Raw genomic sequence first — 25,479 nt, forward strand, 5'->3', positions numbered from 1 at the left:
AGATCGCAGCCTTCGGCAGCTCCTACAGAGTACGGTGTAGGAGCTGCCGAAGGCTGCGATCTTTTGATCTTCAGTCTACTGAACGCGGCAACTGCAACGTCACCCGCAACCCGCCCTCACGCAAATTCTGCAGCGTCACCTCACCGCCATGGCTGTGGGCGATGTTGCGCGCAATGCCCAAACCGAGACCATAGCCTTGCTGCTGCCCGGCCAAGCGAAAGTGCGGCTCGAACACCTGCTCCAACCGTTGCTCCGGCACGCCCGGGCCTTCGTCGTCGACGTGCAGGACAAACGCGCGCTCATCGTCATCGATGTGCAGGTGCGCGTTCTGCCCGTACTTCAGGGCATTGTCGATGAGGTTGCCGATGCAGCGCTTCAACGCCAAAGGCTTGCCCGGATACGCCGCCAGCGCCTTGCCTTGCAGGGTCACGCGGCCATTGCCGTTGGGCGCCAGGTACGGTTCTACGAGGCAGTCGAGTACATGGTTGAGGTCCACCGGCTCAATGTTCTCGTGGATGTCGGTGTCTTTCACGCATTGCAGCGCGCCCTTGACCAGCAACTCCAGCTCATCCAGATCGCGACCGAACTTGGCTTGCAACTGCTCGTCTTCGAGCAGCTCGACGCGCAAACGCAGGCGAGTGATCGGCGTGCGCAGGTCATGAGAAATCGCGCTGAACAACTGGCTGCGCTCGGTCAGGTAGCGGCTGATGCGTTCGCGCATGGTGTTGAACGCACGGCCTACTTCCACCACTTCACTGCCACCGCCCTCGGCCACCGGCTCAACATCGGCGCCCAGCGACAGATCCCGCGCCGCCCGCGCCAGACGCTTGAGCGGCCGGCTCTGCCAGTGCACCAGCAAGCCGATGAACAGCAGCAAAAAGCCGCTGGTGAGGACGATGAACCACACTTGCTGCGCCGGCAGGCCTTGCTCTTCAAGACTGGTGTAGGGCTCGGGCAGCAACGAGGCGATGTACAGCCACTCGCCCGGGGCCATTTGAATCTGCGTCACCAGCACGGGTGGATTCACCGGTTCCAGGGTCAACGCGTAATGCGCCCACGAGCGCGGTAGCTCATCGAGTTTCAGCCCGGCATTGAAGATCCGCAGATCCTCGGGGCTGACGAAAGTCACCGAAATATCCGTGTCATGGCCCAGCGACTGACGCAGCACTTCATCCACCGCTTGAATCACCGCAGCCTTGCGCGGGGTGATCGGCAGCACGTCCATGCCCAGCGGCTTGTCGTTGAGCGTCACCACGAAACGGGTGCCGCCCATGCTGCGCAACTGGTCGAGCACCAGCGGTCGATACGCCACCGGCAACGAGCGGAAATAACTGACGCTGGCGGTCATCGAATGGGCGAGGCTGCGGGCACTGGTGACCAGGCCCTCGAGCTGGGTGGCGCGCAGTTGCGAGACCCAGATCACGCTCGACAAGGTCTGTGCGAACAACACTGCCAACAGGGTCAGCAGGAGCATGCGCCCGAGCAGCGAACGCGGCACCGGTACTGTGTTGGCGAGCCTGCGCAGCGACTCAGTGACCATTGCCGGCAACCACATTGGCTGCCAGTTGGTAGCCACTGCCGCGCACGGTGCGGATCAGCCGTGGCGGTTTTTCCGTGTCACGCAGGCGCTGGCGCAAGCGGCTGACGGCCATGTCGACAATCCGGTCGAGCGGCATCAGGTCACGGCCACGGGTGGCGTTGCCGATGGTGTCGCGGTCGAGAATTTCCTGCGGATGATCGAGAAACAGCTTCAGCAATGCGAAGTCGGCACCGGAGAGAATCACTTCTTCACCGTCGGTGTGGAACAGTCGATGGCTGACCATGTCCAGCCGCCACTCGTCGAAGGCCAGCACGTCGCTGCCGCTGCGCTCCTGACCGAACTGCGCCCGTCGCAGCAGCGCCTTGATTCGCGCTTGCAGTTCACGGGGGCTGAAAGGTTTGCCGAGGTAGTCGTCAGCGCCGAGCTCCAGGCCGATCACGCGGTCGGCTTCGTCGGAACTGGCGGTGAGCATGATAATCGGCACCTGCGCCTGACGCGGATGCTGGCGCACCCAGCGGCACAGGCTGAAACCGTCTTCATCGGGCAGCATCACATCGAGGATCACCAGATCGCTCGGCGCGTCGTTGAGGGCCTGGCGGAAACTGGCGCCATCGGCGGTGGCCCGCACCTGAAACCCGGCGCGGGTCAGGTAGGTTTCCAGCAACTCGCGTATTTCCTGGTCGTCATCGACCAACAATATCGACTTGTTGACTGAGCTCACTTCGAAGGCATCCTTGTTGTTGGAATTGGGGCGGATTATGCCTTAAGCACTGATTTTACAAACACCACAAAACACCTGTGGGAACAAACCTGTGGTGAGGGGATTTATCCCCGATGGGTTGCGCAGCGACCCTGGAAAAACCGGGCCTGCTTCGCAGGCCATCGGGGATGAATCCCCTCGCCACAAAGGCTCACTCCTACAGTTTGATTGCATTTCAGGCCGGGATTGCTTGCTCCAGTGCCACACCGGCACCCACCAGCCCGGAATACGGCGCCGTCACCAGCCACACCGGAATGCCCTTGAAGTAATCGCTCATGCAGCCCTTGTCGGCGAAGCTGCGGGCAAAACCACTGTTGACGAAGAAATCGGCAAAGCGCGGTATCACCCCACCCACGATGAAGACCCCGCCACGAGCCCCGGTGGTCAGCACGTTGTTGCCGGCCACGCGGCCGAGCCAGCAGCAGAACTGTTCCAACACTTCCAGGGCGATCGGATCGCCAGCCAGACCGGCTGCAGTGATCGCTTCCGGCGTCTCAAGCTTCGGTTCATGTCCGTCCACTGCGCAGATCGCCCGGTAGACGCGCGGCAGGCCACCGCCGCTCAGCGCCGTTTCTGCGCTGACGTGTCCGATTTCGTCGTGGATGTGCTGCCAGAGCTGGGTTTCACGCGGACTGCTCAGCGGCAGATCGACGTGCCCGCCCTCGCCCGGCAGAGCGGCAAACCGGCCTTCGCCCAGATCGAGCAAGGTGCCGACGCCCAGCCCCGTGCCCGGACCGATCACCACCGCCGGGCGCAACGGCTCCGGCGTGCCTTCGCAGACCACACGGAATTCACCGGGCTGCAAACGGGTCATGCCCAGCGCCATCGCCGAGAAATCGTTGATCAACAGCAGTTGTTCGACCTGCAAGGTCTTGCAGAACGCCGTGCGACTCAAGCGCCAGTGGTTGTTGGTGAATTTGAATTCATCCCCACTCACCGGCCCCGCCACCGACAGGCACACCGAACCGATCGAACCCGGCGCCAGACCGAGGCCACTCAGGTACAGGCTGATCGCCTCTTCCGGGCTGGCGTGGTCGGCTGTGGCCAGCACCTGAACCGATTCCAGTTGCTGGTTTTTCCACAACGCGAACCGCGCGTTGGTGCCTCCGATATCACCGACCAAAGCCAGTTTCAATTAAGCGTCTCCAGGGCAGAAGTGAAGGCGCTGGCGCCCTGCTCCGCCGAGCTGAAGGCCAAACGCATGAAGCCAAACAGTTCGCGACCGCTGCCGATGTTGTTGCCCAACAGGCCTTTGGCGGGTTCACGCGCTGCAAATTCGGCGGCGTCGACCTTGAGTTCCAAAGTGCCTTTGACGCCATCGACGCGGATGATATCGCCCTCTTGCACCCGCGCCAAAGCACCACCGACATACGCTTCAGGGCTGACGTGAATCGCCGCCGGGATTTTCCCCGACGCGCCGGACATGCGCCCATCGGTCACCAGCGCGACTTTGAAGCCGCGATCCTGCAGCACGCCGAGGAACGGCGTCATCTTGTGCAGCTCGGGCATGCCGTTGGAGCGCGGGCCCTGGAAGCGCATCACCGCAACAAAATCCTTCTCCAGCAAACCAGCCTTGAACGCGTCGGCCAGGTCCTGCTGATCCTGGAACACCATGGCTGGCGCTTCGACGATCTGATTTTCCAGCGCCACCGCGGAGACCTTCATCACGCCACGACCGAGGTTGCCTTCCATCACCCGCAGACCGCCCTCGGCGGAGAATGCACGGGCGACCGGACGCAGGATGTTTTCGTCGAGGCTTTCGGTCGGGCCTTCGCGCCACACCAGTTCACCGTTATCGAGGAATGGCTCCTTGGTGTACTGGCTCAAGCCGTGGCCGAGCACGGTGTTGACGTCTTCGTGCAACAGGCCGGCTTCCAGCAACTCACGGATCAGGAACGACATACCGCCAGCAGCCTGGAAGTGGTTGATGTCGGCTTTGCCGTTCGGGTAAACGTGGCTCAGGGTCGGCACGACTTCGGAGAGGTCGGCCATGTCCTGCCAGGTCAGTTGAATGCCAGCGGCCATGGCGATGGCCGGCATGTGCAGGGTGTGGTTGGTCGAGCCGCCGGTGGCGTGCAGCGCGACGATCGAGTTGACCAGCGCCTTCTCGTCGACGATTTCGCCGATCGGCATGAAGTTGCCGTTTTGCTTGGTCAGACGCGTGACCTGATGCGCGGCTTCGCGGGTCAGGGCATCACGCAGCGGGGTGTTCGGGTTGACGAAAGAGGCGCCCGGCAAGTGCAGGCCCATGACTTCCATCAGCAACTGGTTGGTATTGGCGGTGCCGTAGAAGGTGCAGGTGCCCGGGCTGTGGTAGGACTTCATTTCCGATTCCAGCAGCTCTTCGCGGGTCGCCTTGCCTTCGGCGTACTTCTGCCGCACGTCGGCTTTTTCCTTGTTGGAAATCCCCGAGACCATCGGCCCGCCCGGGACGAAGATCGTCGGCAGATGGCCGAAGCGCAGCGAGCCCATCATCAGGCCCGGGACGATCTTGTCGCAGATGCCGAGCATCAGCGCGCCGTCGAACATGTTGTGCGACAACGCCACCGCCGTCGACATGGCGATCACTTCACGGCTCGGCAGGCTCAGCTCCATGCCCGGCTCGCCCTGGGTCACGCCATCGCACATCGCCGGCGTACCACCGGCGAACTGGCCGACCGAGCCGATTTCGCGCAAGGCGGTTTTGATCTGCTGGGGAAAGACTTCGTACGGCTGGTGCGCCGAGAGCATGTCGTTATACGAAGAAACAATGGCGATGTTCGCCGAGTTCATCATCCGCAGGCTGTGCTTGTCTTCGCTGCCACATCCGGCCACGCCGTGGGCGAAGTTGGCGCATTGCAGCTTGCCGCGCATCGGCCCGTCAGTGGCGGCGCCGCGAATCAGTGCAAGGTAAGCCTGACGCGTGGCGCGGCTGCGGGCGATAAGCCGTTCGGTGACCTCAAGAACGCGGGGATGCATGTGTAGAACTCCAGGCTAACGGATGTGGCGACCTGATTGTCTATGCTGATCAAACGCCGTTGTTGTTGGAATGACAGACGGCTTTTTTGACCATTCGGACCAGTTGATTCAGGTCACTCGTTGTAGATAAAACAAAATATTGCCACTAAAAAGGCTTGTTTTCTATTTTTATGCGAATAATCTTGTAATTCCAACAACAAAACGACGGCGGCGCTGTTCAATGACTCTTCGAATCGCAATCAATGGTTTTGGCCGCATCGGCCGTAATGTCCTGCGCGCACTGTATACCCAAGGCTATCGACAGGATTTGCAGATCGTCGCCATCAACGATCTGGGCGACAGCGCCATCAATGCCCATCTGCTCAAATACGACACCGTTCACGGCACATTCGATGCCGAAGTGGCCCATGACAATGAGAGCCTGACGGTCAATGGCGACCGCATTGCGGTCAGCGCCATTCGCAACCCGGCCGAGCTGCCATGGGCCGCGGAAAAGATCGATGTGGTGTTCGAATGCACCGGTCTGTTCACCGACCGCGCCAAAGCGGCCGCGCATATTACTGCCGGCGCGCGCAAAGTCATCATCTCGGCCCCGGCCAAAGGCGCCGACGCTACCGTCGTTTACGGCGTGAACCACGACATTCTGCGCCAGTCGCACCAGATCATCTCCAACGCTTCGTGCACCACCAACTGCCTGGCGCCCGTGGCGCAGGTGCTGCACCGCGAACTGGGCATTGAAAGCGGTCTGATGACCACGATTCACGCCTACACCAACGACCAGAACCTCACCGACGTCTATCACACCGACCCGTACCGCGCGCGTTCGGCCACGCAGAACATGATCCCGAGCAAGACCGGCGCCGCCGAAGCGGTAGGCCTGGTATTGCCGGAACTGGCGGGCAAACTGACCGGCATGGCCGTGCGCGTGCCGGTGATCAATGTGTCGCTGGTGGACCTGACCGTGCAGTTGAAGAAGGAAGCCACGGCCGACGAGGTCAACGCGCTGATGAAAGCGGCCAGCCAGCACTCGAAAATTTTGGGTTACAACACGTTGCCGCTGGTTTCCAGCGACTTCAACCACAACCCGCTGTCGTCGATCTTCGACGCCAACCACACCAAAGCCAGCGGCAAACTGCTGAAGGTGCTGGCCTGGTACGACAACGAATGGGGCTTCTCCAACCGCATGCTGGATAACTGCCTGGCGCTCTGCAACGCCGAATAAGTTGTCCCGCCCCCTGTAGGAGCTGCCGAAGGCTCGGGCCGCGTTCGGACGATCTTTTGATTCTGTTTTTAAAAATCAAAATCAAGATCAAAAGATCGCAGCCTTCGGCAGCTCCTACATTTGCTTCGTTCAAAACAACACTTGACCACTCGACTAGATGATAAGCATTATCATTCGCTCGAAATGGATCAGGTTCCCCCGTGAGTCAATCGCGCTTCAATCACGTCTTCCTCTCTCAGCGCACATCCCTGCTGCGTACGATCGAGCGGATGGTCAACAATCACAGCACCGCCGAAGACCTGTTGCAGGAAACCTACCTGCGCGTCACGCGAGCGTTGAGCGAGCGCGCCATCGATCACCTTGAACCCTTCGTGTTCCAGACCGCGCGCAATCTGGCGCTGGATCACCTGCGTGCGCGCAAGATCCATTCGCGAACCATGGTCGATGACGTGCCGCAGGACGTGGTGCACAGCGTCGCCGCCCCTGCCAGCAGCGCCGAAGACGCCGCCCACGCCGAACAATTGCTGGAGCGCCTGAACGTGAGCCTCAGTCAACTCAGCCCGCGTCAGCAGCAAATCTTCATCCTCAGCCGCCTGCACGGGCACAGTTATCAGGAAATCGCCGACGAGTTGAACGTGTCGCTCAGCACCGTGCAGAAGGAACTCAAGCTGATCATGTCGATCTGCATCGGTGTCGCCGAGCGCTTGAATGGCGCCTGAGGTCGCAGGCGATTTCTGTCAGCATCAGCATCGACTGCACTGATCAGCGGGCTTTGCTACCCTTGCGCGACTTTTACGCTCCACTAAAAAAACAGCCGTGCACAGACACTGCCGAGGAAACACCGTGACGGACACCCACCGCCCGCCTTCGCCCGACACGGCGCAGGACGCCGCCCGTGCAATGGACCAGGCTCTGGACTGGCTCATCGTCCTCGGCAGTGCGGACGAAGAGCAGACCCGGCAATTTCACGCGTGGCTGGCAGCCGATCCGTTGAATGCCGAGGCGTTCGCCAGGGCCCAGGCGATCTGGGACGGTCCGCAAGTGGTGCAATGCGCGCAGAGTCTCGCTGCGAAACCCGCGAAAGTGACGCTCATCAAACGTCTGCGCCCACACTGGAAACCGTTGGCCACCGCTGCGGTGCTGATCCTCGGCCTGTTCAGTTTCAGCAATCTGCCGATGCGCCTGCAGGCCGATCATCTGACCGTGGTCGGCGAGCGTCAGCGCCTGCAACTGGAGGACGGTTCCAGGGTGCTGCTCAACACCAACTCGGCATTCTCCAGCACCATCAATGAGCGCCAGCGTGTGGCACGACTGTATCAGGGCGAAGCGTTTTTCGAGGTAGCGGCCAACCGGGCTCAGCCACTGGAAATCGATGCCGGCCCGGTGCAGGCCAGCGTGCGCGACACCGCGTTCGCCGTGCGCTATCTGGACGGCGTGGCGCAGGTCAATGTGCAACGCGGCGATGTCGATCTGCGTGCCACCCACAATGACGCGCGCGTGCGTTTGAGCGCCGGCGAAAGCATCCGTATCGGCCCCAACGGTTTCGATCGTCCGGCCAAACTCGATGCCGCCACCGACCTGGCCTGGGTCCAGGGCCGGTTGATCTTTGAAAACTGTCCGCTCGACAAGGTGCTGGCCGAACTGCGCCGCTACTACCCGGGCTGGATTATCAACACCAACGAGCAGTTGGCCGACGTCAACGTCACCGGCAATTACCGTCTCGACCAACCGCTGGACGTCGTGCGTTCCCTCGCCCACATCACCTCGGCGCGCCTGCAGGAATTCCCGGCGCTGGTGATCCTGAACTAAATGAGAATTATTTTTACTCGATAGCGAAACCCCGTTCGTCTCGTTATAGCCAATGCAATTGATTCGCATCTTCGGAGGCGGATCAGCACCTATAAAGATTCGTGCGACACGGAGCGCTATCGATGTCCTCTCGCCTTACCCGCCAGACTGCTTCCCCTTCCCGCGTATTGTCGCTGCTGACGGCTGCCATCCTCATGGCCGGCACCGCACCGCTGATGGCTGCCACCGAGCAACCGGCACGCAACATGGGTGATTATTCGTTCTCGATCGGCCAGCAACCGCTGGTGTCGGCGCTCAATGCCTTTACCAGCGTGACCGGTTGGCAGGTCGGCTTGCCGGCGGAACTGGGTCAGGGCGTGTCGTCGCCGGGCGTGCGCGGTTCGCTGCCGCCGGAGAAAGCCCTGGAACGCCTGTTGGTGGGGACCAACCTGAGCTTCCGCAAGCTGAGCAACAACAACGTGGTGCTGGAAAAACGCAGCACCAGCGGCACCTTGAATCTGGATCAGGTGACCATCAGCGCCACCCGCCAGGAACAGTCGGTCAACAGCGTGCCGGCCACAGTCACCGTGCAGACCCGCCAGGATCTGGACCGCAACAACGTCAACACCCTCAAGGATCTGGTGCGCTACGAGCCGGGCGTGTCCGTCGGCGGCGCCGGTCAGCGCGGCGGTATCAGTGGCTACAACATTCGCGGCATCGACGGCGACCGCATCCTCACTCAGGTCGACGGTGTCGAAGTGCCGGACGGTTTCTTCAACGGCCCGTACGCCAAGACCCAGCGCAATTACGTCGATCCGGAGATCGTCAAGCGCGTGGAAATCCTCCGGGGCCCGGCCTCGGTGCTCTACGGCAGCAACGCCATCGGCGGCGCCGTCAGCTACTACACCCTCGACCCAGACGACATCATCAAGCCCGGCAACGATGTCGGTGCCCGATTGAAGACCGGCTACAGCTCCGCCGATGAGAGCTGGCTGAAATCCGCCACGGTTGCCGGGCGTGCCGAGCAGTTCGACGGCTTGCTGCACTTCAGCCAGCGCGACGGTCATGAAACCGACTCCTACGGCAGCAACAACGGCACCGGCCTCGCCCGCACCGCCGCCAACCCGGAAGACGTCAAAGCCACCAACGTGCTGGCGAAGATCGGCTGGAACTACAACGACGATTCGCGTCTGGGCCTGACCTACGAGAAGTACAAGGACGACCGCGACACCGATCAGAAAAGCGCTTACGGCGGCCCGTACTTCAACGGCGCCCCGACCATCCCCAACAGCGTGCTGCCCGGCGGCATGTACCAGTGGCGTACCGGCAACGACACCATCACCCGCGAGCGTTTCGGCCTAGAACACAGCTTCGTCCTCGACAGCCTGCTGGCCGATAACGTGAAGTGGAGCCTGAACCACCAGATCGCCAAGACCGACCAGAGCACTGAAGAGTTCTACTACCCGATGACCCGTAAAGTGCTGCGCACCCGCGACACGGTCTACGAGGAAAAACAGTGGGTATTCGATGCGCAACTGGACAAGGCCTTCGCCATCGGTGACACCGATCACGTGCTGACCTACGGCACCACGATCAAACAGCAGAAAGTCACCGGCTCGCGCAGTGGCGACGGCAAATGCCTGGCTGTCGGCCGTGGCTGCACCGCCATCGGCGCCACCAGTGCGGCAGACGTGCTGAAAAAATCCAGCGACTTCCCGGACCCGACCATCAACACCTACAGCCTGTTTGCCCAGGATCAGATCAGCTGGAACAAGTGGACCTTCCTGCCGGGCCTGCGCTACGACTACACCCAGCTCAAGCCGCACATCACTGAAGAATTCCTCAACACCGTGGCCGCCGACGGCAACGGCACCGTCAGCGACGAGAACAAGACCTGGCACAAAGTCTCGCCCAAATTCGGCCTGACTTACGCCCTGACCGACAACTACACCTGGTACGGCCAGTACGCCGAAGGCTTCCGCACCCCGACTGCGAAAGCGCTGTACGGGCGCTTTGAAAACAGCACCACCGGCTACAACGTGGCGCCGAACCCGAACCTGGAACCGGAAAAAAGCAAAAGCTATGAAACCGGTCTGCGCGGCAACTTCGAGCAAGGCTCGTTCGACGTGGCGGTGTTCTATAACAAGTACCGCGACTTCATCAACGAAGACGCCGTCACGCCTGGCTACGACGAGCTGACCTTCCAGTCGAGCAACATCAAGCACGCGACCATCAAGGGTGCCGAAGTCAAAGGTCGCCTGAACCTCGATGCGTTCGGCGCGCCGCAAGGCCTCTACACCCAGGGATCGATTGCTTACGCCTACGGTCGCAACAACGACAATGGCGAGCCGCTCAACAGCGTCAATCCGCTGACCGGCGTATTCGGTCTGGGTTACGACCAGGACCACTACGGCGGCCTGCTGAGCTGGACCGTGGTGAAGAAAAAGGACCGCGTCGACGACAGCAACTTCAAGTCGCCGGATGGCGTCAGCAGCCAGTTCAAGACCCCGGGCTTCGGCATTCTGGATCTGGCCGGTTATTACAAAGTCACCGACGACGTCACCGTCAGCGGCGGCATCTACAACCTCACCGACAAGAAGTACTGGCTGTGGGATGACGTGCGCGGTTACGACAGCGTCGGCGAAGCTTCGGTGACGCAACCGGCCAACCTCGATCGCCTGACCCAGCCGGGCCGCAACTTCGCGATCAATCTGGTCTGGGACATCTGATCAGCACGGCCCTGCGGCGCGCGTTGACCGACGCGTCGCGGGGCTTTTTTTACGGTTTGGCACCTGCCCGTTCGTCTCGTTATCAAGCGCCTCTTTTATCAAGGACACCCCATGACCACTTCGGAAAAAGCCCTGCGTTCACAACGCCTGAACCAGATCACCCACGAGCCGCACAGCAAGCTCGACGCGCTGGTCAAAGCCCACGCGCCGTTCGAAACCCGCGCCAACTTTGCACGTTTCGTGGTCGCACAGTACCTGTTTCAGTCGGAACTGGTCGACCTCTATAACAACGCCGAACTGACGGCCATCGTCCCGGACCTGCCGGCCCGTTGCCGCGCCGAAGCGGCCAAGGCTGACCTGGCGGACCTCGATACCGACATCCCGGCACCGGTGGCCGGTGCGCTGAAAAACCCGAGCAAGGCCCGCGCCCTCGGCTGGATCTTCGTCTCCGAAGGCTCGAAGCTGGGCGCTGCGTTCCTGATCAAACGCGCGGTGGCGCTGGAGCTGAGCGAAACCTTCGGCGCCCGCCACCTGGGTGAACCGGAAGGTGGCCGCGCCGAGGGTTGGAAAAGCTTCGTGCGTATTCTCGACTCCCTGCCGTTCACCGCCGAAGAGGAAGCCGAAGTCGAGCAAGGCGCAATCGACGCGTTCAACCGCTTCACCGTGCTGCTGGAACAGGCTTACGCCACCGAAGCCGAACCGGCCTGATTTACCGGCACAACACAAAACCCTGTGGGAGCTGGCTTGCCAGCGATGGCGGCGGGTCAGACAAGATCTATTTCGACTGATACATCGCTATCGCTGGCAAGCCAGCTCCCACAGGGGTCTCGACAAGTCTGTAAGATTCCCGTTTCGTCTCACTGTACTCCCCGAGCCCATGCCGCAACCCGCCTCCTCAAAACTCGCCCGCCTGCTGTTCGGCCTGCTGGCCTATGTCAGTCTCGGCATTGGCCTGATCGCCATCGTCGTGCCCGGCCTGCCGACCACCGAGTTCATCCTGCTCGCCGCCTGGGCTGCGACCCGCAGCTCGCCGCGCCTGAGTGCCTGGCTGGAAAACCATCGGCTGTTCGGGCCGATCCTGAGCAACTGGCGCAACGGCAAGATCATCGCGCGCAAGGCCAAGGTCAGCGCCACCGTCAGCATGCTGCTGTGCGCGACACTGATGCTGGTGATGCTCGACCACGGCTGGCCGGTGTATCTGGCGATTGCCGGAATGAGCCTGGGCAATCTGTGGATCTGGTCGCGCCCGGAAGTGATCCCGCCTCCCGCCTGACCGTCCGCTATTTTTGGCAAATGAGCTTTTGTGGTGAGGGGATTCATCCCCGATGGCTGCGCAGCAGCCACTAATCAGGCTCCGCAGAGTTTCAGTTAAAAATGGTTGTCAGGTTTTGGGCCTGCTGCGCAGTCCATCGGGGATGAATCCCCTCACCACAAAGCCTCATCACCAAAAGCTCCTCAGTGTTCACCCGGCTGAAACTTCCCTGTAATTAATCGCTTTTTCAGCACAATCCCCTGCGCAAACGTTTAGCACTGACCGTTCGTCGGCGAGCGTCTCATGCGCCGTCGCTGTGCGCCGATGAGCAATGCATGGCGCTGAATGGATTTGGCGAACCGGGTAGTTCATCCCCGCGGCCACCTGCTCATTCATTCACGAGATCGCCCCATGTTCGACTCTCTTTCCATTCGCCTGAAAATCGTCCTGCTCTCCGGTCTGTGTCTGCTCGGTGTGGTCGCGCTGATCGTCGGCATGAACATTTACCAGACCAACCAGAACGACGAACTGGTCAGCAACTCCAGCAACCAGTTGCTCACCGCCAGTGTGCAGAACCTGTTGCAGGCCAAGGCAGCCGAGCAAGCGGTGCGGGTACAGAAGACCTTCGGCGAAAGCCTGACGGTGATCACTGCCCTGGCCGACCAGATCAAGGACATGCGGATGATGGCCGCCAAGCGTTCGCTGGACGCCGGTGCCCTGCGTGAAGAGTTGAACCAGAGCCTGAAAACCGCGTTTGAGCGCAACGACAAGGTGCTCGGCATCTGGCTCGCTTTCGAACCCAACGGCCTTGATGGCAAGGACAGCGAGTTCGTCAACGATGCCACGCGCCAGTCCAACGAAGCCGGGCGCTTTGCGACCTACTGGAGCCGCGCTGCCGGCTCGGCGCTGAACACAATCATGGTCGAAGAAGACATGACCAAGACCACCCTCAGCGTCAGCGGTACGCCGTACAACAGCTGGTACACCTGCCCTCGCGATAACAAACGCACCTGCCTGCTCGATCCGTACGCCGACACCGTGGGCGGCAAGGAAATGTTGATGACCACCATTTCCGTGCCGCTGATTGTCGACGGCAAGGCCATCGGCGTGGTCGGTGTCGACATCGCCCTTGATGCCCTGCAAGCGGCGGCGGTGGATTCCCAGCGCAACCTGTTCAACAACGCCGGGCACATGCTGATCGTCTCCGGCAGCGGCGTGCTCGGTGCCGACAGTTCCGACGCAACCAAGGTCGGCAAAAAAATCAGCGATACCCTCGGCGCCGACGGCAAGGATCTGTTGCAACTGGTCAGCAGCGGCACGCCGAAGATCCTTGAACAAGGCGAGCTGATTCGGGCGGTGTACCCAGTCGATCCGATTGGCAATTCGCGGGCCTGGGGCGTGGTCATCGACCTGCCGAAACAGGTGCTGCTGGCCGACTCGGTCAAGCTGCAAGCGGTACTCGACGATGCGCAGAAAAGCGGTTTGATCAGCGCGTTGCTGGTGGCCGTGGTCGCAGGTCTGGTCGGTTTGCTGCTGATCTGGCTCACCGCCTCGGGCGTGACCCGGCCGATCAACAGTGTCGCTGAAATGCTGAAGAACATCGCCAGCGGTGAAGGCGATCTGACCCAGCGCCTGAACTACAGCAAGAAGGATGAACTGGGCGAACTGGTGAACTGGTTCAACCGCTTCCTCGACAAGCTGCAACCGACCATCGCCCAGATCAAACAGAGCATCACCGAAGCGCGTGGCACTGCTGATCAATCCTCGGAAATCGCCCGCCAGACCAGCGAAGGCATGCAGGTGCAGTTCCGCGAAATCGATCAGGTCGCCACCGCGTCCAACGAAATGAGCGCCACCGCCCACGACGTCGCCAACAGCGCGTCGAACGCAGCAAACGCCGCCAAGGGCGCCGATCAGTCGGCCCGCGACGGCATGTCGATCATCGAACGCAGCACCCGCGACATCAATCAACTGGCCGACGAAGTCAGCAAAGCGGTGACCGAAGTCGAAGCACTGGCGGTCAACAGCGAGCAGATCGGTTCAGTACTGGAAGTGATCCGCAGCATCGCCGAACAGACCAACCTGCTGGCGCTCAACGCCGCCATCGAAGCGGCCCGCGCCGGGGAAAGCGGTCGTGGTTTCGCAGTGGTCGCCGACGAGGTGCGCAACCTCGCCAAGCGCACTCAGGATTCGGTGGAAGAAATCCGCATCGTCATCGAGCGCATCCAGACCGGCACCCGTGGCGTGGTCGCGACCATGCATTCGAGCCAGACCCAGGCACACAACAACGCCGGGCAGATCCGTCAGGCCGTGGACGCGCTGGGCAAGATCAGCGACGCGGTCACCGTGATCAGCGACATGAACCTGCAGATCGCCAGCGCCGCCGAACAACAGAGCGCCGTGGCCGAAGAGGTCAACCGCAACGTCTCGGCGATTCGCACCGTGACCGAAACGCTGACCGAGCAAGCGACTGAGTCGGCGGCGATCAGCAGCCAGCTCAATTCCCTGGCAAGCCAGCAGATGAAGCTGATGGACCAGTTCCGCGTCTGATAATCACCACCGTCCCTGTGGGAGCTGGCTTGCCAGCGATTGCGGTGTGTCAGTCACTCATGTACTGACTGATCCACCGTCATCGCTGGCAAGCCAGCTCCCACAGGGGGCAGCGTGGGTTGTCCGGAATTTCATCTGACCCGAGATTTTTTTGCACTATCATCGCCCTCTCTCCCGGAGGGCCTTCGATGACTGATCTACTCACGTCCATTCAAGCCGCACTCGGCTTGCCCCACACGCCGATTCCGTTCACGGGCCATGGCGCCCTGCCCTCGGCATTTGCCGTGACCGACCTGGCCTGCGCCAGCATCGGCGCTGCCGGGCAGGCCGTCAGCGAACTGCTCCGGCAACAGACCGGGCACTTGCCCGCGGTGGAAGTCGATCGACGTCTGGCCTCGTTCTGGTTCGCCACTTCGCTGCGTCCGATGGGCTGGAACGTTCCGCCGCTGTGGGATCCGGTGGCCGGTGACTACGCAACCGAGGACGGCTGGATCCGCCTGCACACCAACGCCCCGCATCACCGCGCCGCCGCCGAACGCGTGCTGGGCGCCTGCGCCGACCGTGCCGCCATGGCAGCGAACGTCGCGCAATGGCGCAGTGCCGATCTGGAACAAGCAGTCGTCGACGCCAACGGCTGCGCCGCCGAAATGCGCAGTTGGGCGCAGTGGCAGCAGCATCCGCAGGGGCTGGCAGTGAATGCCGAACCGCTGGTGCATTTCTTCGATGCGCAGGATGAACACAGCAACGCGTGGCAAGGCTCGGCAGCGCAGCCGCTGGCCGGCCTCAAGGTGCTGGACCTGACCCGCGTGCTTGCCGGCCCCACCGCCAGCCGTTTCCTTGCCGGCCTCGGCGCCAATGTGCTGCGCATCGATCCGCCGACCTGGAACGAACCGGGCGTTATCCCGGACATGACCCTTGGCAAACGCTGCGCGCGGCTGGATCTGCAGCAACCGGCAGATCGCGTGATGTTTGAAAACCTGCTGAAGGACGCCGACATCCTCGTGCACGGCTACCGTGCCGACGCGCTGGAACACCTCGGCTTCGGCAGCGAGCGCCGGCGGCAACTGGCCCCGGGGCTGATCGACGTCTGCCTCAACGCCTACGGCTGGAGCGGCCCGTGGCAGAACCGCCGTGGCTTCGACAGTCTGGTGCAGATGAGCAGCGGCATCGCCGAGGCCGGGCAGCGCTGGAAGCACGCGGATCAACCGACGCCGTTGCCGGTGCAGGCGCTGGACCATGCAACAGGGTATTTGATAGCGGCGAGTGCGATCCGGCTGTTGACGCAACGTTTGAAGACGGGTCGAGGTGGCTCGGCACGCTTGTCGCTGGCGCGCACCGCCAAGCTGTTGATCGAACAGGGGCCGGGGTCGAGCGAAGCGTTGCGGGCTGAAGATGCGCAGGATCAAAGTCTGTCGCTGGAGCAGACTCCATGGGGGCCGGCGCATCGCTTGCTGGTACCGGTGAATATCAGCGGGACGCCGCTGCAATGGCAGTTGCCGGCCACAGAATTGGGTTCACACAGCCCGCTATGGTGATGACCATTCGGGCCCCTTCGCGAGCAAGCTCGCTCCCACAGGGGAACAAATGTGGGAGCGAGCCTGCTCGCGAAGAGGCCCGCACTGACATCACCTACAACGACAACACCCCGCTGTACAACCCATACGCTGCCAGCCCCGCACCAATGATCACGCCGGTGAAAATCACCTTCTCGACATGAGTGAACAACGGCTCGCCCTGCTCATGCTTGGCCTTGGCGAACAGCACCACCCCCGGCGCATACAGCAACGCCGACAGCAGCAGGTATTTCACTCCGCCGGCATACAACAGCCACACCGCGTAGCACAGGGCGATGCCGCCGATCAGCAGGTCCTTGGTGCGCTCGGCCGAGGCATGTTCGTAGGTTTCGCCGCGCCCGCTGAGCAGCACCGCGTATGCCGCCGACCACAGGTACGGCACCAGAATCATCGACGAAGCGAGGTAGATCAGGCTGGTGTAGGTGCCGGCGGAAAACAGCGTGATCAGCAGAAAAATCTGAATCATCACGTTGGTCAGCCAGAGCGCATTGACCGGCACGTGGTTGGCGTTTTCCTTTTTCAGGAACGCCGGCATGGTCTTGTCCCGCGCCGTGGCAAACAGGATTTCGGCGCACAACAGCGCCCACGACAGCAACGCGCCGAGCAGCGACACCGCCAGACCAAGGCTGATCAACAACGCGCCCCATGGCCCGACGATGTGTTCCAGCACCGCCGCCAGCGACGGGTTTTGCAGGGTCGCCAGTTCTGGCTGGCTCATGATCCCCAGCGACAGCACATTGACCAGCACCAGCAGCGCCAGCACGCCGAGAAAACCGATCACCGTGGCGCGGCCGACATCGGTGCGTTTCTCCGCCCGTGCCGAGTACACGCTGGCGCCCTCGATGCCGATGAACACGAACACCGTCACCAGCATCATGTTGCGCACCTGATCCATCACCCCGCCGAAGCTCGGGTTGCTGCGGCCCCAGATGTCGCGGGTAAAGATATCGGCCTTGAACGCCACCGCCGCAATCACGATGAACATGATCAGCGGCACGATCTTGGCGACCGTGGTCACCTGATTGATGAAGGCCGCCTCCTTGATCCCGCGCATCACCAGAAAATGCACGGCCCACAACAGCACCGACGCACAGCCGATGGCGACCGGCGTGTTGCCCTGGCCAAACACTGGGAAGAAGTAACCGAGCGTGCTGAACAGCAACACGAAATAACCGACGTTGCCCAGCCAGGCGCTGATCCAGTAACCCCAGGCGGACGAGAAACCCATGTAGTCGCCAAACCCGGCCTTGGCGTAGGCGTAGACGCCGGAGTCCAGCTCAGGCTTGCGGTTGGCGAGGGTCTGGAACACGAACGCCAGGGTCAGCATGCCGATGGCGGTGATTCCCCAGCCAATCAGGATCGCCCCGGCATCGGCGCGCGCGGCCATGTTCTGCGGCAGGGAAAAAATTCCCCCGCCAATCATCGAACCTACAACCAGGGCGATCAACGCACCAAGGCGCAGCTTTTGCGTCGGTTGCGACATTCTTGTCTCCCTTAATTCATTTTGTAACAACTATTAACTAAATGTCTGATACCGAATGATGCTTATCAGGTAATGCCGAGCAATACCCACTTATATATAGCGACTGACGCTAACGCATAGCACGTTGAGACAGTTTTGTGCGCTGATCCTGATAAATCAATTCTGTACTGAAAACAGATGTGAAAAATTTGCCAAAAGCTGAAAACCAACTAGCGTGATAATTCCAAAGTAATAGGAGAAATTCCCAACCCCATCTGCCGCAAGCCTCTGGAATGGGCCTCTTCGGGCAGCAGCTTTATGCCATCAGCCTTTTCATAAGTCATTCATTAACAATGGAATGTGGCCATGAACTGATCTAAGTCAGCTGTTTGAACAGACAACGGCACTACGCTGTGAACTCTTCTCTCCTGCAATGGAGTCATGCAATGTCTGAAGCTCCCGGAAAACTACGACTCGGTGCACTGGTTGCATTGGTAGTCGGTTCAATGATCGGTGGCGGGATATTCTCTTTGCCACAAAACATGGCCGCCAGCGCCGACGTCGGTGCAGTGCTGATCGGTTGGGCCATCACCGCTGTCGGCATGCTCACCCTCGCTTTTGTCTTTCAAACCCTCGCCAATCGCAAGCCTGACCTGGACGGCGGTGTCTACGCCTACGCCAAGGCCGGATTCGGCGATTACATGGGTTTCTCGTCCGCCTGGGGCTACTGGATCAGCGCCTGGCTGGGTAACGTCGGTTACTTTGTTCTGTTGTTCAGTACCCTCGGGTATTTCTTTCCGGTTTTCGGCGAAGGCAACACGGTGGCCGCCGTGATCGGCGCCTCGGTGCTGCTGTGGGCCGTGCATTTCCTGGTGCTGCGCGGAATCAAGGAAGCGGCGTTCATCAACCTCGTGACCACCATCGCCAAGGTCGTGCCGCTGCTGCTGTTCGTCCTGATCGCGGTCTTCGCCTTCAAACTGGACATCTTCACCGCTGACATCTGGGGCGTGAAAAACCCGGATCTGGGCAGCGTGATGAACCAGGTGCGCAACATGATGCTGGTCACCGTGTGGGTGTTCATCGGCATTGAAGGCGCGAGCATCTTCTCGGCCCGGGCGGAAAAACGCTCCGACGTCGGCAAGGCCACCGTGATCGGTTTCATCACCGTGCTGCTGTTCCTGGTGCTGGTCAACGTGCTGTCGCTGGGCATCATGACCCAGCCGGAACTGGCCAAACTGCAGAACCCGTCGATGGCTGCCGTGCTCGAGCACGTGGTCGGTCACTGGGGCGCGGTGCTGATCAGCGTCGGTCTGATCATCTCGCTGCTGGGCGCGCTGCTGTCGTGGGTGCTGCTGTGTGCGGAGATCATGTTCGCCGCCGCCAAAGACCACACCATGCCGGAGTTCCTGCGCAAGGAGAACGCCAACCACGTACCGGTCAATGCGTTGTGGCTGACCAACGCGATGGTTCAGCTGTTCCTGATCATCACCCTGTTTTCGGCCAGCACTTACCTGTCGCTGATCTACCTCGCCACTTCGATGATTCTGGTGCCGTACCTGTGGTCGGCGGCCTACGCCCTGCTGCTCGCGGTACGCGGCGAAACCTACGAAGGCTTCGCGGCCGAGCGCCGCAAGGACCTGATCATCGGTGGTATCGCCCTGATCTACGCGGTCTGGCTGCTGTATGCCGGTGGGGTGAAGTATCTGCTGCTCTCGGCCCTGCTCTACGCACCCGGCGCGATCCTGTTCGCCAAGGCCAAGCTCGAACTCAAACAAGCGGTTTTCACCAACGTCGAGAAGCTGATTTTCGCCGCGGTAGTCGTCGGTGCCCTGGTGGCAGCCTACGGTCTCTACGACGGCTTCCTGACCCTGTAATTGCCCAATTTTTTACCTCTGGAGGATCACTGCAATGACCACGGAAAAAGTTAAGTACGGCGTCCATTCCGAAGCCGGCAAACTGCGCAAAGTCATGGTTTGCTCCCCAGGTCTGGCCCACCAGCGGCTGACCCCGAACAACTGCGACGAATTGCTGTTTGACGACGTGCTGTGGGTCGCCCAGGCCAAGCGCGACCACTTCGACTTCGTGACCAAAATGCGTGAACGCGGGATCGACGTGCTGGAAATGCACAACCTGCTGACCGACATCGTCGCCATCCCGGAAGCACTGGACTGGATCCTCGAGCGCAAGGTCACTGCTGACTCGGTGGGCCTGGGCCTGATCAGCGAAGTCAAATCCTGGCTGAAAAGCCTTGAGCCACGGCACATCGCCGAATTCCTGATCGGTGGCGTGTCCGCCGACGATCTGCCGGACAGCTTTGGTGGCAAGACCATCCAGATGTTCCGCGACTTCCTCGGCCACTCCAGCTTCATCCTGCCGCCGCTGCCGAACACCCAGTTCACCCGCGACACCACTTGCTGGATCTACGGTGGCGTGACGCTGAACCCGATGTACTGGCCGGCGCGCCGTCAGGAAACCCTGCTGACCACCGCCATCTACAAATTCCATCCGCAATTCACCAACGCCGATTTCGAGATCTGGTACGGCGATCCGGACAAGGACCACGGCAGCTCGACGCTGGAAGGCGGCGACGTGATGCCGATCGGTAACGGCGTGGTGTTGATCGGCATGGGCGAACGCTCATCCCGACAGGCTATCGGCCAACTGGCGCTGAACCTGTTCAAGAACAAAGCCGTGGAGAAAGTCATCGTCGCCGGCCTGCCGAAGTCCCGCGCGGCGATGCACCTGGACACCGTGTTCAGTTTCTGCGACCGCGACCTGGTGACGATTTTCCCGGAAGTGGTGAACCAGATCGTCGCGTTCACCCTGCGCCCTGACGAAAGCAAACAGGGCGGCATCGACATCCGCCGCGAAGAAGGCAGCTTCCTCGACACCGTGGCCAAAGCCCTCAACCTGCCGAAGCTGCGCGTGGTGGAAACCGGCGGCAACAGCTTCGCTGCCGAACGCGAGCAATGGGACGACGGCAACAACGTGGTGGCGGTGGAACCGGGTGTGGTCATCGGCTACGACCGCAACACCTACACCAACACCCTGCTGCGCAAGGCAGGCGTCGAAGTCATCACCATCAGCGCCGGCGAACTCGGCCGTGGTCGCGGCGGCGGCCACTGCATGACCTGCCCGATCATCCGCGACCCAATCGATTACTAAACGACCATCTCCCCGGCCGCACTCACCCTGTAGCGGCCGGGCCGATTACCGAATCCAAGGAGAATCATCATGGCGTTCAACATCCACAACCGTAACCTGCTCAGCCTGGAACACCACACCCCGCGCGAGCTGCGTTATCTGCTCGACCTGTCCCGCGATCTGAAACGCGCGAAATACACCGGCACCGAGCAGCAACACCTCAAGGGCAACAACATCGCCCTGATCTTCGAAAAAACCTCGACCCGCACCCGTTGCGCGTTCGAAGTGGCGGCCTATGACCAAGGCGCCAACGTCACCTACATTGACCCGAACTCATCGCAGATCGGCCACAAGGAAAGCATGAAAGACACGGCCCGCGTGCTGGGTCGCATGTATGACGCCATCGAGTACCGCGGCTTCAAACAGGAAATTGTCGAAGAGCTGGCGAAGTTCGCCGGGGTTCCGGTGTTCAACGGCCTGACCGATGAATATCACCCAACGCAGATGATCGCCGACGTGCTGACCATGCGTGAACACGCCGACAAGCCGATCCACGAAATCAGCTACGCCTACCTCGGCGATGCGCGCAACAACATGGGCAATTCGCTGCTGCTGGTCGGTGCCAAACTCGGCATGGACGTGCGCATTTGCGCGCCAAAAGCCCTGTGGCCGCATGACGATCTGGTGGATCGCTGCAAGAAATACGCGGAAGAATCCGGTGCACGTATCACCCTCACTGAAGACCCGAAAGCGGCGGTCAAAGGCGTCGACTTCATCCACACCGACGTCTGGGTGTCGATGGGCGAACCGGTGGAAGCCTGGGCCGAGCGCATCCAGCAACTGCTGCCGTATCAGGTCAACGCCGAACTGATGAAAGCCACCGGCAACCCGCGCACCAAGTTCATGCACTGCCTGCCGGCGTTCCACAACAGCGATACCAAGGTCGGCAAACAGATCGCCGAACAGTATCCGCACCTGGCCAACGGCATCGAAGTGACCGACGACGTGTTCGAGTCGCCCGCCTGCATCGCCTTCGAGCAAGCGGAAAACCGCATGCACACGATCAAGGCGATTCTGGTCTCGACCCTGGCGGATCTGTAAACCAATACAGCTCTCACTGACACGACACGGTCACTGTGGGAGCTGGCTTGCCAGCGATTGCGGTATGTCAGCCAGCGACAATGTTGCCTGATCCACCGCCATCGCGGGCAAGCCCGGCTCCCACAGGGATCGCATTCGTCCTGCGAGCTTTCACTGTTTTCCAGAAGGACATGCACCATGCGTATCGTCGTAGCTCTGGGCGGTAACGCCCTGCTCCGCCGTGGCGAGCCGATGACCGCTGACAACCAGCGCGCCAACATCCGCATCGCCACCGAGCAAATCGCCAAGATCCATCCCGGCAACCAACTGGTCATCGCCCACGGCAATGGCCCGCAAGTCGGCCTGCTGTCGCTGCAAGCAGCGGCGTATACCTCCGTCACCCCTTACCCGCTGGACGTGCTCGGTGCCGAAACCGAAGGCATGATCGGCTACATCATCGAACAGGAACTGGGCAACCTGCTGGACTTCGAAGTGCCGTTCGCCACCCTGCTGACCCAGGTTGAAGTCGACGCCAAGGACCCGGCCTTCCAGAACCCGAGCAAACCGATCGGCCCGGTCTACGACAAAGCCGAAGCAGAAAAGCTCGCCGCTGAAAAAGGCTGGGCCATCGCCCCGGACGGTGACAAATTCCGCCGCGTGGTGGCCAGCCCTCGGCCAAAACGCATCTTCGAAATCCGTCCGATCAAGTGGCTGCTGGACAAGGGCAGCATCGTCATTTGCGCCGGTGGCGGCGGCATTCCGACCATGTACGACGAGCACCGCAACCTCAAGGGCATCGAGGCGGTGATCGACAAGGATCTGTGCTCGTCGCTGCTCGCCGAGCAACTGGAGGCGGATTTGCTGGTGATCGCCACTGACGTCAACGCGGCATTCATCGATTACGGCAAGCCGACCCAGAAAGCCATCGCCGAAGCGCACCCGGATGAACTCGAACACCTCGGTTTTGCCGCCGGTTCCATGGGGCCGAAGGTACAGGCAGCCTGCGAGTTCGCGCGCCATACTGGCAAGGTCGCGGTGATCGGTTCGCTGGCGGACATCGAAGCGATTGTCCAGGGCACCGCCGGTACTCGCGTCAGCACCGCGAAGCCGGGCATCAGCTATCGATAACTAGAAACTCCGGGGCAGGCCCAGGGTCTGCCCTTCTCCCATGCCTTGATCAGGAGAAACCCATGGCCCAGTTCGAACCCGGACATTTGCACATCGAGCGGCATGCGTTGACCGACGATGACGTCAATTACAACGTGCACCTCGACTATGAAGTGTTCACCGATCCGCAAAACCGCAAAGGGATACAGTTCACCCTGCACGGCAGCATGCAGGGCAAGGACATGAAGGAAATGTTTTTCCTGCCCAAGGAAGAGGCTTATAACTTCGCCCGCGACGTGACCCGGATTGCCGAGAAGTACGGGATTCCCAAAACTCACAGCCAGATCGGCTCGGTGCACAAGCATTACGATCTGATGTTTGAGGACATCCGGAAGAAGTTGAATATGCAATCCGGGGATCCGGTCAATCCCGAGCACTTCGAATAACCCCAGAATCAAAAGATCGCAGCCTTCGGCAGTTCCTACATTTATCGCGATTCTCTGTAGGAGCTGCCGAAGGCTGCGATCTTTTGATCTGATTTCACCAATCCCCCGCCCCAAGGCATACTTGCCCCCCTCCGCATTCCAGAACACTGAACCGCCCCATGCGTATCCACGTCAGCTTCATCGACCGCGTCGGCATCACCCAGGAAGTCCTGGCGATCCTCGGTGGGCGCAATCTCAATCTGGATGCGGTGGAGATGATTCCGCCCAACGTCTACATCGACGCCCCGACCTTGAGCCCGCAAGTGCTCGAAGAACTCAAAGATGCGCTGTTTCGGGTGCGCGGTGTCGAAGCGGTCACGGTGGTCGACATCCTCCCCGGCCAGCGTCGGCACCTGCAGCTCGATGCATTGCTCGCAGCGATGACCGATCCGGTGCTCGCCCTCGACAGCGCCGGGAAAGTGCTGCTGGCCAACCCGGCACTGATCGCGCTGTATGGACGCGAACCGGCGGGTGAAAGCGTCTCTGAACTGTTCAACGATCCGGGACTGCTGGAAACCCTGCTCGAACAAGGCTTCCGTCTGCCGCTGCGCGAGATCACCGTCAACGGCCAGACCCTGTTGCTGGACGCCACGCCGATCACCGACGCCGGCGCGCTGCTGACCCTGTATCAACCGAACCGTATCGGCGAACAGCTCTCGGCGTTGCACCACGACCATGCCGAAGGTTTCGATGCGCTGCTCGGCGAATCCCCGGCGATCCGTACCCTCAAGGCCCGCGCGCAACGGGTCGCCGCCCTTGATGCACCGCTGCTGATTCAGGGCGAAACCGGCACCGGCAAAGAGCTGGTGGCCCGCGCCTGCCATGCGATCAGTGCGCGACACAGTGCGCCGTTCCTCGCCCTGAACTGCGCGGCCCTGCCGGAGAACCTCGCCGAGAGCGAACTCTTCGGCTATGCCCCCGGCGCCTTCACCGGCGCGCAACGTGGCGGCAAACCGGGGCTGATGGAACTGGCGAACCAGGGCACAGTGTTTCTCGACGAAATCGGCGAGATGTCGCCGTACTTGCAGGCCAAACTGCTGCGTTTTCTCAACGACGGCAGCTTCCGCCGCGTGGGTGGCGACCGCGAGGTGAAGGTCAACGTGCGGATCCTCAGCGCGACCCACCGTGATCTGGAAAAAATGGTCAGCGAAGGTCTGTTCCGCGAAGACCTGTTCTATCGCCTCAACGTGCTCAACGTCGAAGTGCCGCCGCTGCGCGAACGCGGTCAGGACATCCTGTTGCTGGCGCGCTACTTCATGCAGCAGGCCTGTGCACAGATTCAGCGGCCGGTCTGCCGCCTCGCGCCCGGTACCTATCCGGCACTGCTCGGCAACCGCTGGCCGGGCAACGTGCGGCAATTGCAGAACGTGATCTTCCGCGCGGCGGCGATCTGCGAAAGCAGTCTGGTGGACATCGGTGACCTCGACATTGCCGGCACTTCGGTGGCGCGGCAGACCGACAGCGATGTCGAGAGCCTTGAACAAGCCGTCGAGTCCTTCGAAAAATCGCTGCTGGAAAAACTCTACGCCAGCTACCCCTCGACCCGCCAACTGGCCAGCCGCCTGCAGACTTCGCACACGGCAATCGCCCATCGCCTGCGCAAGTACGGCATTCCGGGCAAGTCTTAAATTCACCCTAACCCCCTGTTGGAGCTGCCGAAGGCTGCGATCTTTTGATCTTGATCTTAAAAAACAAAATCAAAAGATCGCAGCCTTCGGCAGCTCCTACAGTCCGGGTTTCCAGTTCAAAATTTGTATTTTTCTACTTGAAAACGACCTCCATCTGTACTGAAAGCGCTACAGCGGAACGATATCGCTACACCCTTCGC

At 61.1% G+C, this 25,479-nt stretch carries 19 protein-coding genes; 14 read left to right on the forward strand and 5 right to left on the reverse strand.

The annotated features are described in order from the left end of the window. Nucleotides 1-70 precede the first annotated feature (70 nt). The 4 genes from GTQ41_RS20460 to edd all read right to left on the reverse strand — a co-directional run bounded on the left by GTQ41_RS20460 (nt 71) and on the right by edd (nt 5,258). Entirely contained in the window at nt 71-1,540 is a 1,470-nt protein-coding gene (locus GTQ41_RS20460) for an ATP-binding protein (protein ID WP_047295988.1), read from the reverse strand. Beyond that, nucleotides 1,530-2,261 (reverse strand): response regulator, encoded by a 732-nt coding sequence (locus tag GTQ41_RS20465; RefSeq protein ID WP_047295990.1) that lies wholly within the window; start codon nt 2,259-2,261, stop codon nt 1,530-1,532. The genes GTQ41_RS20460 and GTQ41_RS20465 overlap by 11 nt, the downstream gene beginning before the upstream one ends. A 214-nt stretch (nt 2,262-2,475) precedes the next feature. Continuing rightward, nucleotides 2,476-3,435: a glucokinase gene (locus GTQ41_RS20470; protein ID WP_047295991.1), complete on the reverse strand. Its 960-nt coding sequence runs from the start codon at nt 3,433-3,435 to the stop codon at nt 2,476-2,478. Beyond that, nucleotides 3,432-5,258, reverse strand: coding sequence for a phosphogluconate dehydratase (gene edd, locus GTQ41_RS20475; RefSeq protein WP_047295993.1), 1,827 nt, complete (start codon nt 5,256-5,258; stop codon nt 3,432-3,434). The genes GTQ41_RS20470 and edd overlap by 4 nt, the downstream gene beginning before the upstream one ends. A 220-nt stretch (nt 5,259-5,478) precedes the next feature. Between edd and gap the strand changes: the two genes are divergently transcribed. From gap to GTQ41_RS20515, 8 genes are all read left to right on the forward strand, one after another. Next, entirely contained in the window at nt 5,479-6,480 is a 1,002-nt protein-coding gene (gene gap, locus GTQ41_RS20480; protein WP_047295995.1) for a type I glyceraldehyde-3-phosphate dehydrogenase, read from the forward strand. Nucleotides 6,481-6,680: 200 nt separating this feature from the next. After that, on the forward strand, nt 6,681-7,199 hold the full coding sequence (locus GTQ41_RS20485; RefSeq protein ID WP_041068631.1) for an RNA polymerase sigma factor: 519 nt from the start codon (nt 6,681-6,683) through the stop codon (nt 7,197-7,199). 124 nt (nt 7,200-7,323) lie between these two features. Beyond that, a complete protein-coding gene (locus GTQ41_RS20490; protein WP_047295999.1) occupies nt 7,324-8,289 on the forward strand; it encodes a FecR domain-containing protein in 966 nt (321 codons plus the stop codon). A gap of 122 nt (nt 8,290-8,411) precedes the next feature. Further along, complete coding sequence (locus GTQ41_RS20495) at nt 8,412-10,997, forward strand: TonB-dependent receptor (RefSeq protein ID WP_217325347.1); 2,586 nt, start codon at nt 8,412-8,414, stop codon at nt 10,995-10,997. 111 nt (nt 10,998-11,108) lie between these two features. Further along, nucleotides 11,109-11,705, forward strand: coding sequence for a biliverdin-producing heme oxygenase (locus GTQ41_RS20500; protein WP_047296003.1), 597 nt, complete (start codon nt 11,109-11,111; stop codon nt 11,703-11,705). A gap of 169 nt (nt 11,706-11,874) precedes the next feature. Continuing rightward, nucleotides 11,875-12,270 carry a YbaN family protein gene (locus GTQ41_RS20505; RefSeq protein WP_047296005.1) on the forward strand — a complete coding sequence of 132 codons (396 nt, stop codon included), beginning with the start codon at nt 11,875-11,877 and terminating at the stop codon, nt 12,268-12,270. 390 nt (nt 12,271-12,660) lie between these two features. Then, nucleotides 12,661-14,799, forward strand: a complete 2,139-nt coding sequence (locus tag GTQ41_RS20510) for a methyl-accepting chemotaxis protein (RefSeq protein WP_047296007.1) — start codon at nt 12,661-12,663, stop codon at nt 14,797-14,799. Between the two features lie 188 nt (nt 14,800-14,987). Further along, a complete protein-coding gene (locus GTQ41_RS20515) occupies nt 14,988-16,334 on the forward strand; it encodes a CoA transferase (protein WP_047296008.1) in 1,347 nt (448 codons plus the stop codon). A gap of 94 nt (nt 16,335-16,428) precedes the next feature. Here GTQ41_RS20515 and arcD (GTQ41_RS20520) read toward each other — a convergent pair whose 3' ends face one another. Beyond that, nucleotides 16,429-17,856, reverse strand: coding sequence for an arginine-ornithine antiporter (arcD, locus tag GTQ41_RS20520; protein WP_041068612.1), 1,428 nt, complete (start codon nt 17,854-17,856; stop codon nt 16,429-16,431). Nucleotides 17,857-18,281: 425 nt separating this feature from the next. Between arcD (GTQ41_RS20520) and arcD (GTQ41_RS20525) the strand changes: the two genes are divergently transcribed. From arcD (GTQ41_RS20525) to GTQ41_RS20550, 6 genes are all read left to right on the forward strand, one after another. Then, complete coding sequence (arcD, locus tag GTQ41_RS20525; RefSeq protein WP_047296010.1) at nt 18,282-19,709, forward strand: arginine-ornithine antiporter; 1,428 nt, start codon at nt 18,282-18,284, stop codon at nt 19,707-19,709. A gap of 34 nt (nt 19,710-19,743) precedes the next feature. Continuing rightward, a complete protein-coding gene (gene arcA, locus GTQ41_RS20530) occupies nt 19,744-21,000 on the forward strand; it encodes an arginine deiminase (RefSeq protein ID WP_047296012.1) in 1,257 nt (418 codons plus the stop codon). A gap of 69 nt (nt 21,001-21,069) precedes the next feature. Beyond that, on the forward strand, nt 21,070-22,080 hold the full coding sequence (locus GTQ41_RS20535) for an ornithine carbamoyltransferase (protein ID WP_047296014.1): 1,011 nt from the start codon (nt 21,070-21,072) through the stop codon (nt 22,078-22,080). A 177-nt stretch (nt 22,081-22,257) separates the two neighbouring features. Further along, nucleotides 22,258-23,187: a carbamate kinase gene (gene arcC / locus GTQ41_RS20540; protein WP_047296016.1), complete on the forward strand. Its 930-nt coding sequence runs from the start codon at nt 22,258-22,260 to the stop codon at nt 23,185-23,187. A gap of 62 nt (nt 23,188-23,249) precedes the next feature. Then, a complete protein-coding gene (locus tag GTQ41_RS20545; protein WP_047296018.1) occupies nt 23,250-23,612 on the forward strand; it encodes a DUF5064 family protein in 363 nt (120 codons plus the stop codon). 158 nt (nt 23,613-23,770) lie between these two features. Then, the gene (locus GTQ41_RS20550; RefSeq protein ID WP_041068602.1) at nt 23,771-25,279 is read left to right on the forward strand and encodes a sigma-54-dependent transcriptional regulator; all 1,509 of its coding nucleotides are present in this window, start codon (nt 23,771-23,773) and stop codon (nt 25,277-25,279) included. The last annotated feature ends 200 nt before the right edge of the window (nt 25,280-25,479 follow it).

It is taken from the genome of Pseudomonas sp. AN-B15, from assembly GCF_019056475.1.
GTDB classification, from domain to species: domain Bacteria; phylum Pseudomonadota; class Gammaproteobacteria; order Pseudomonadales; family Pseudomonadaceae; genus Aquipseudomonas; species Aquipseudomonas parakoreensis.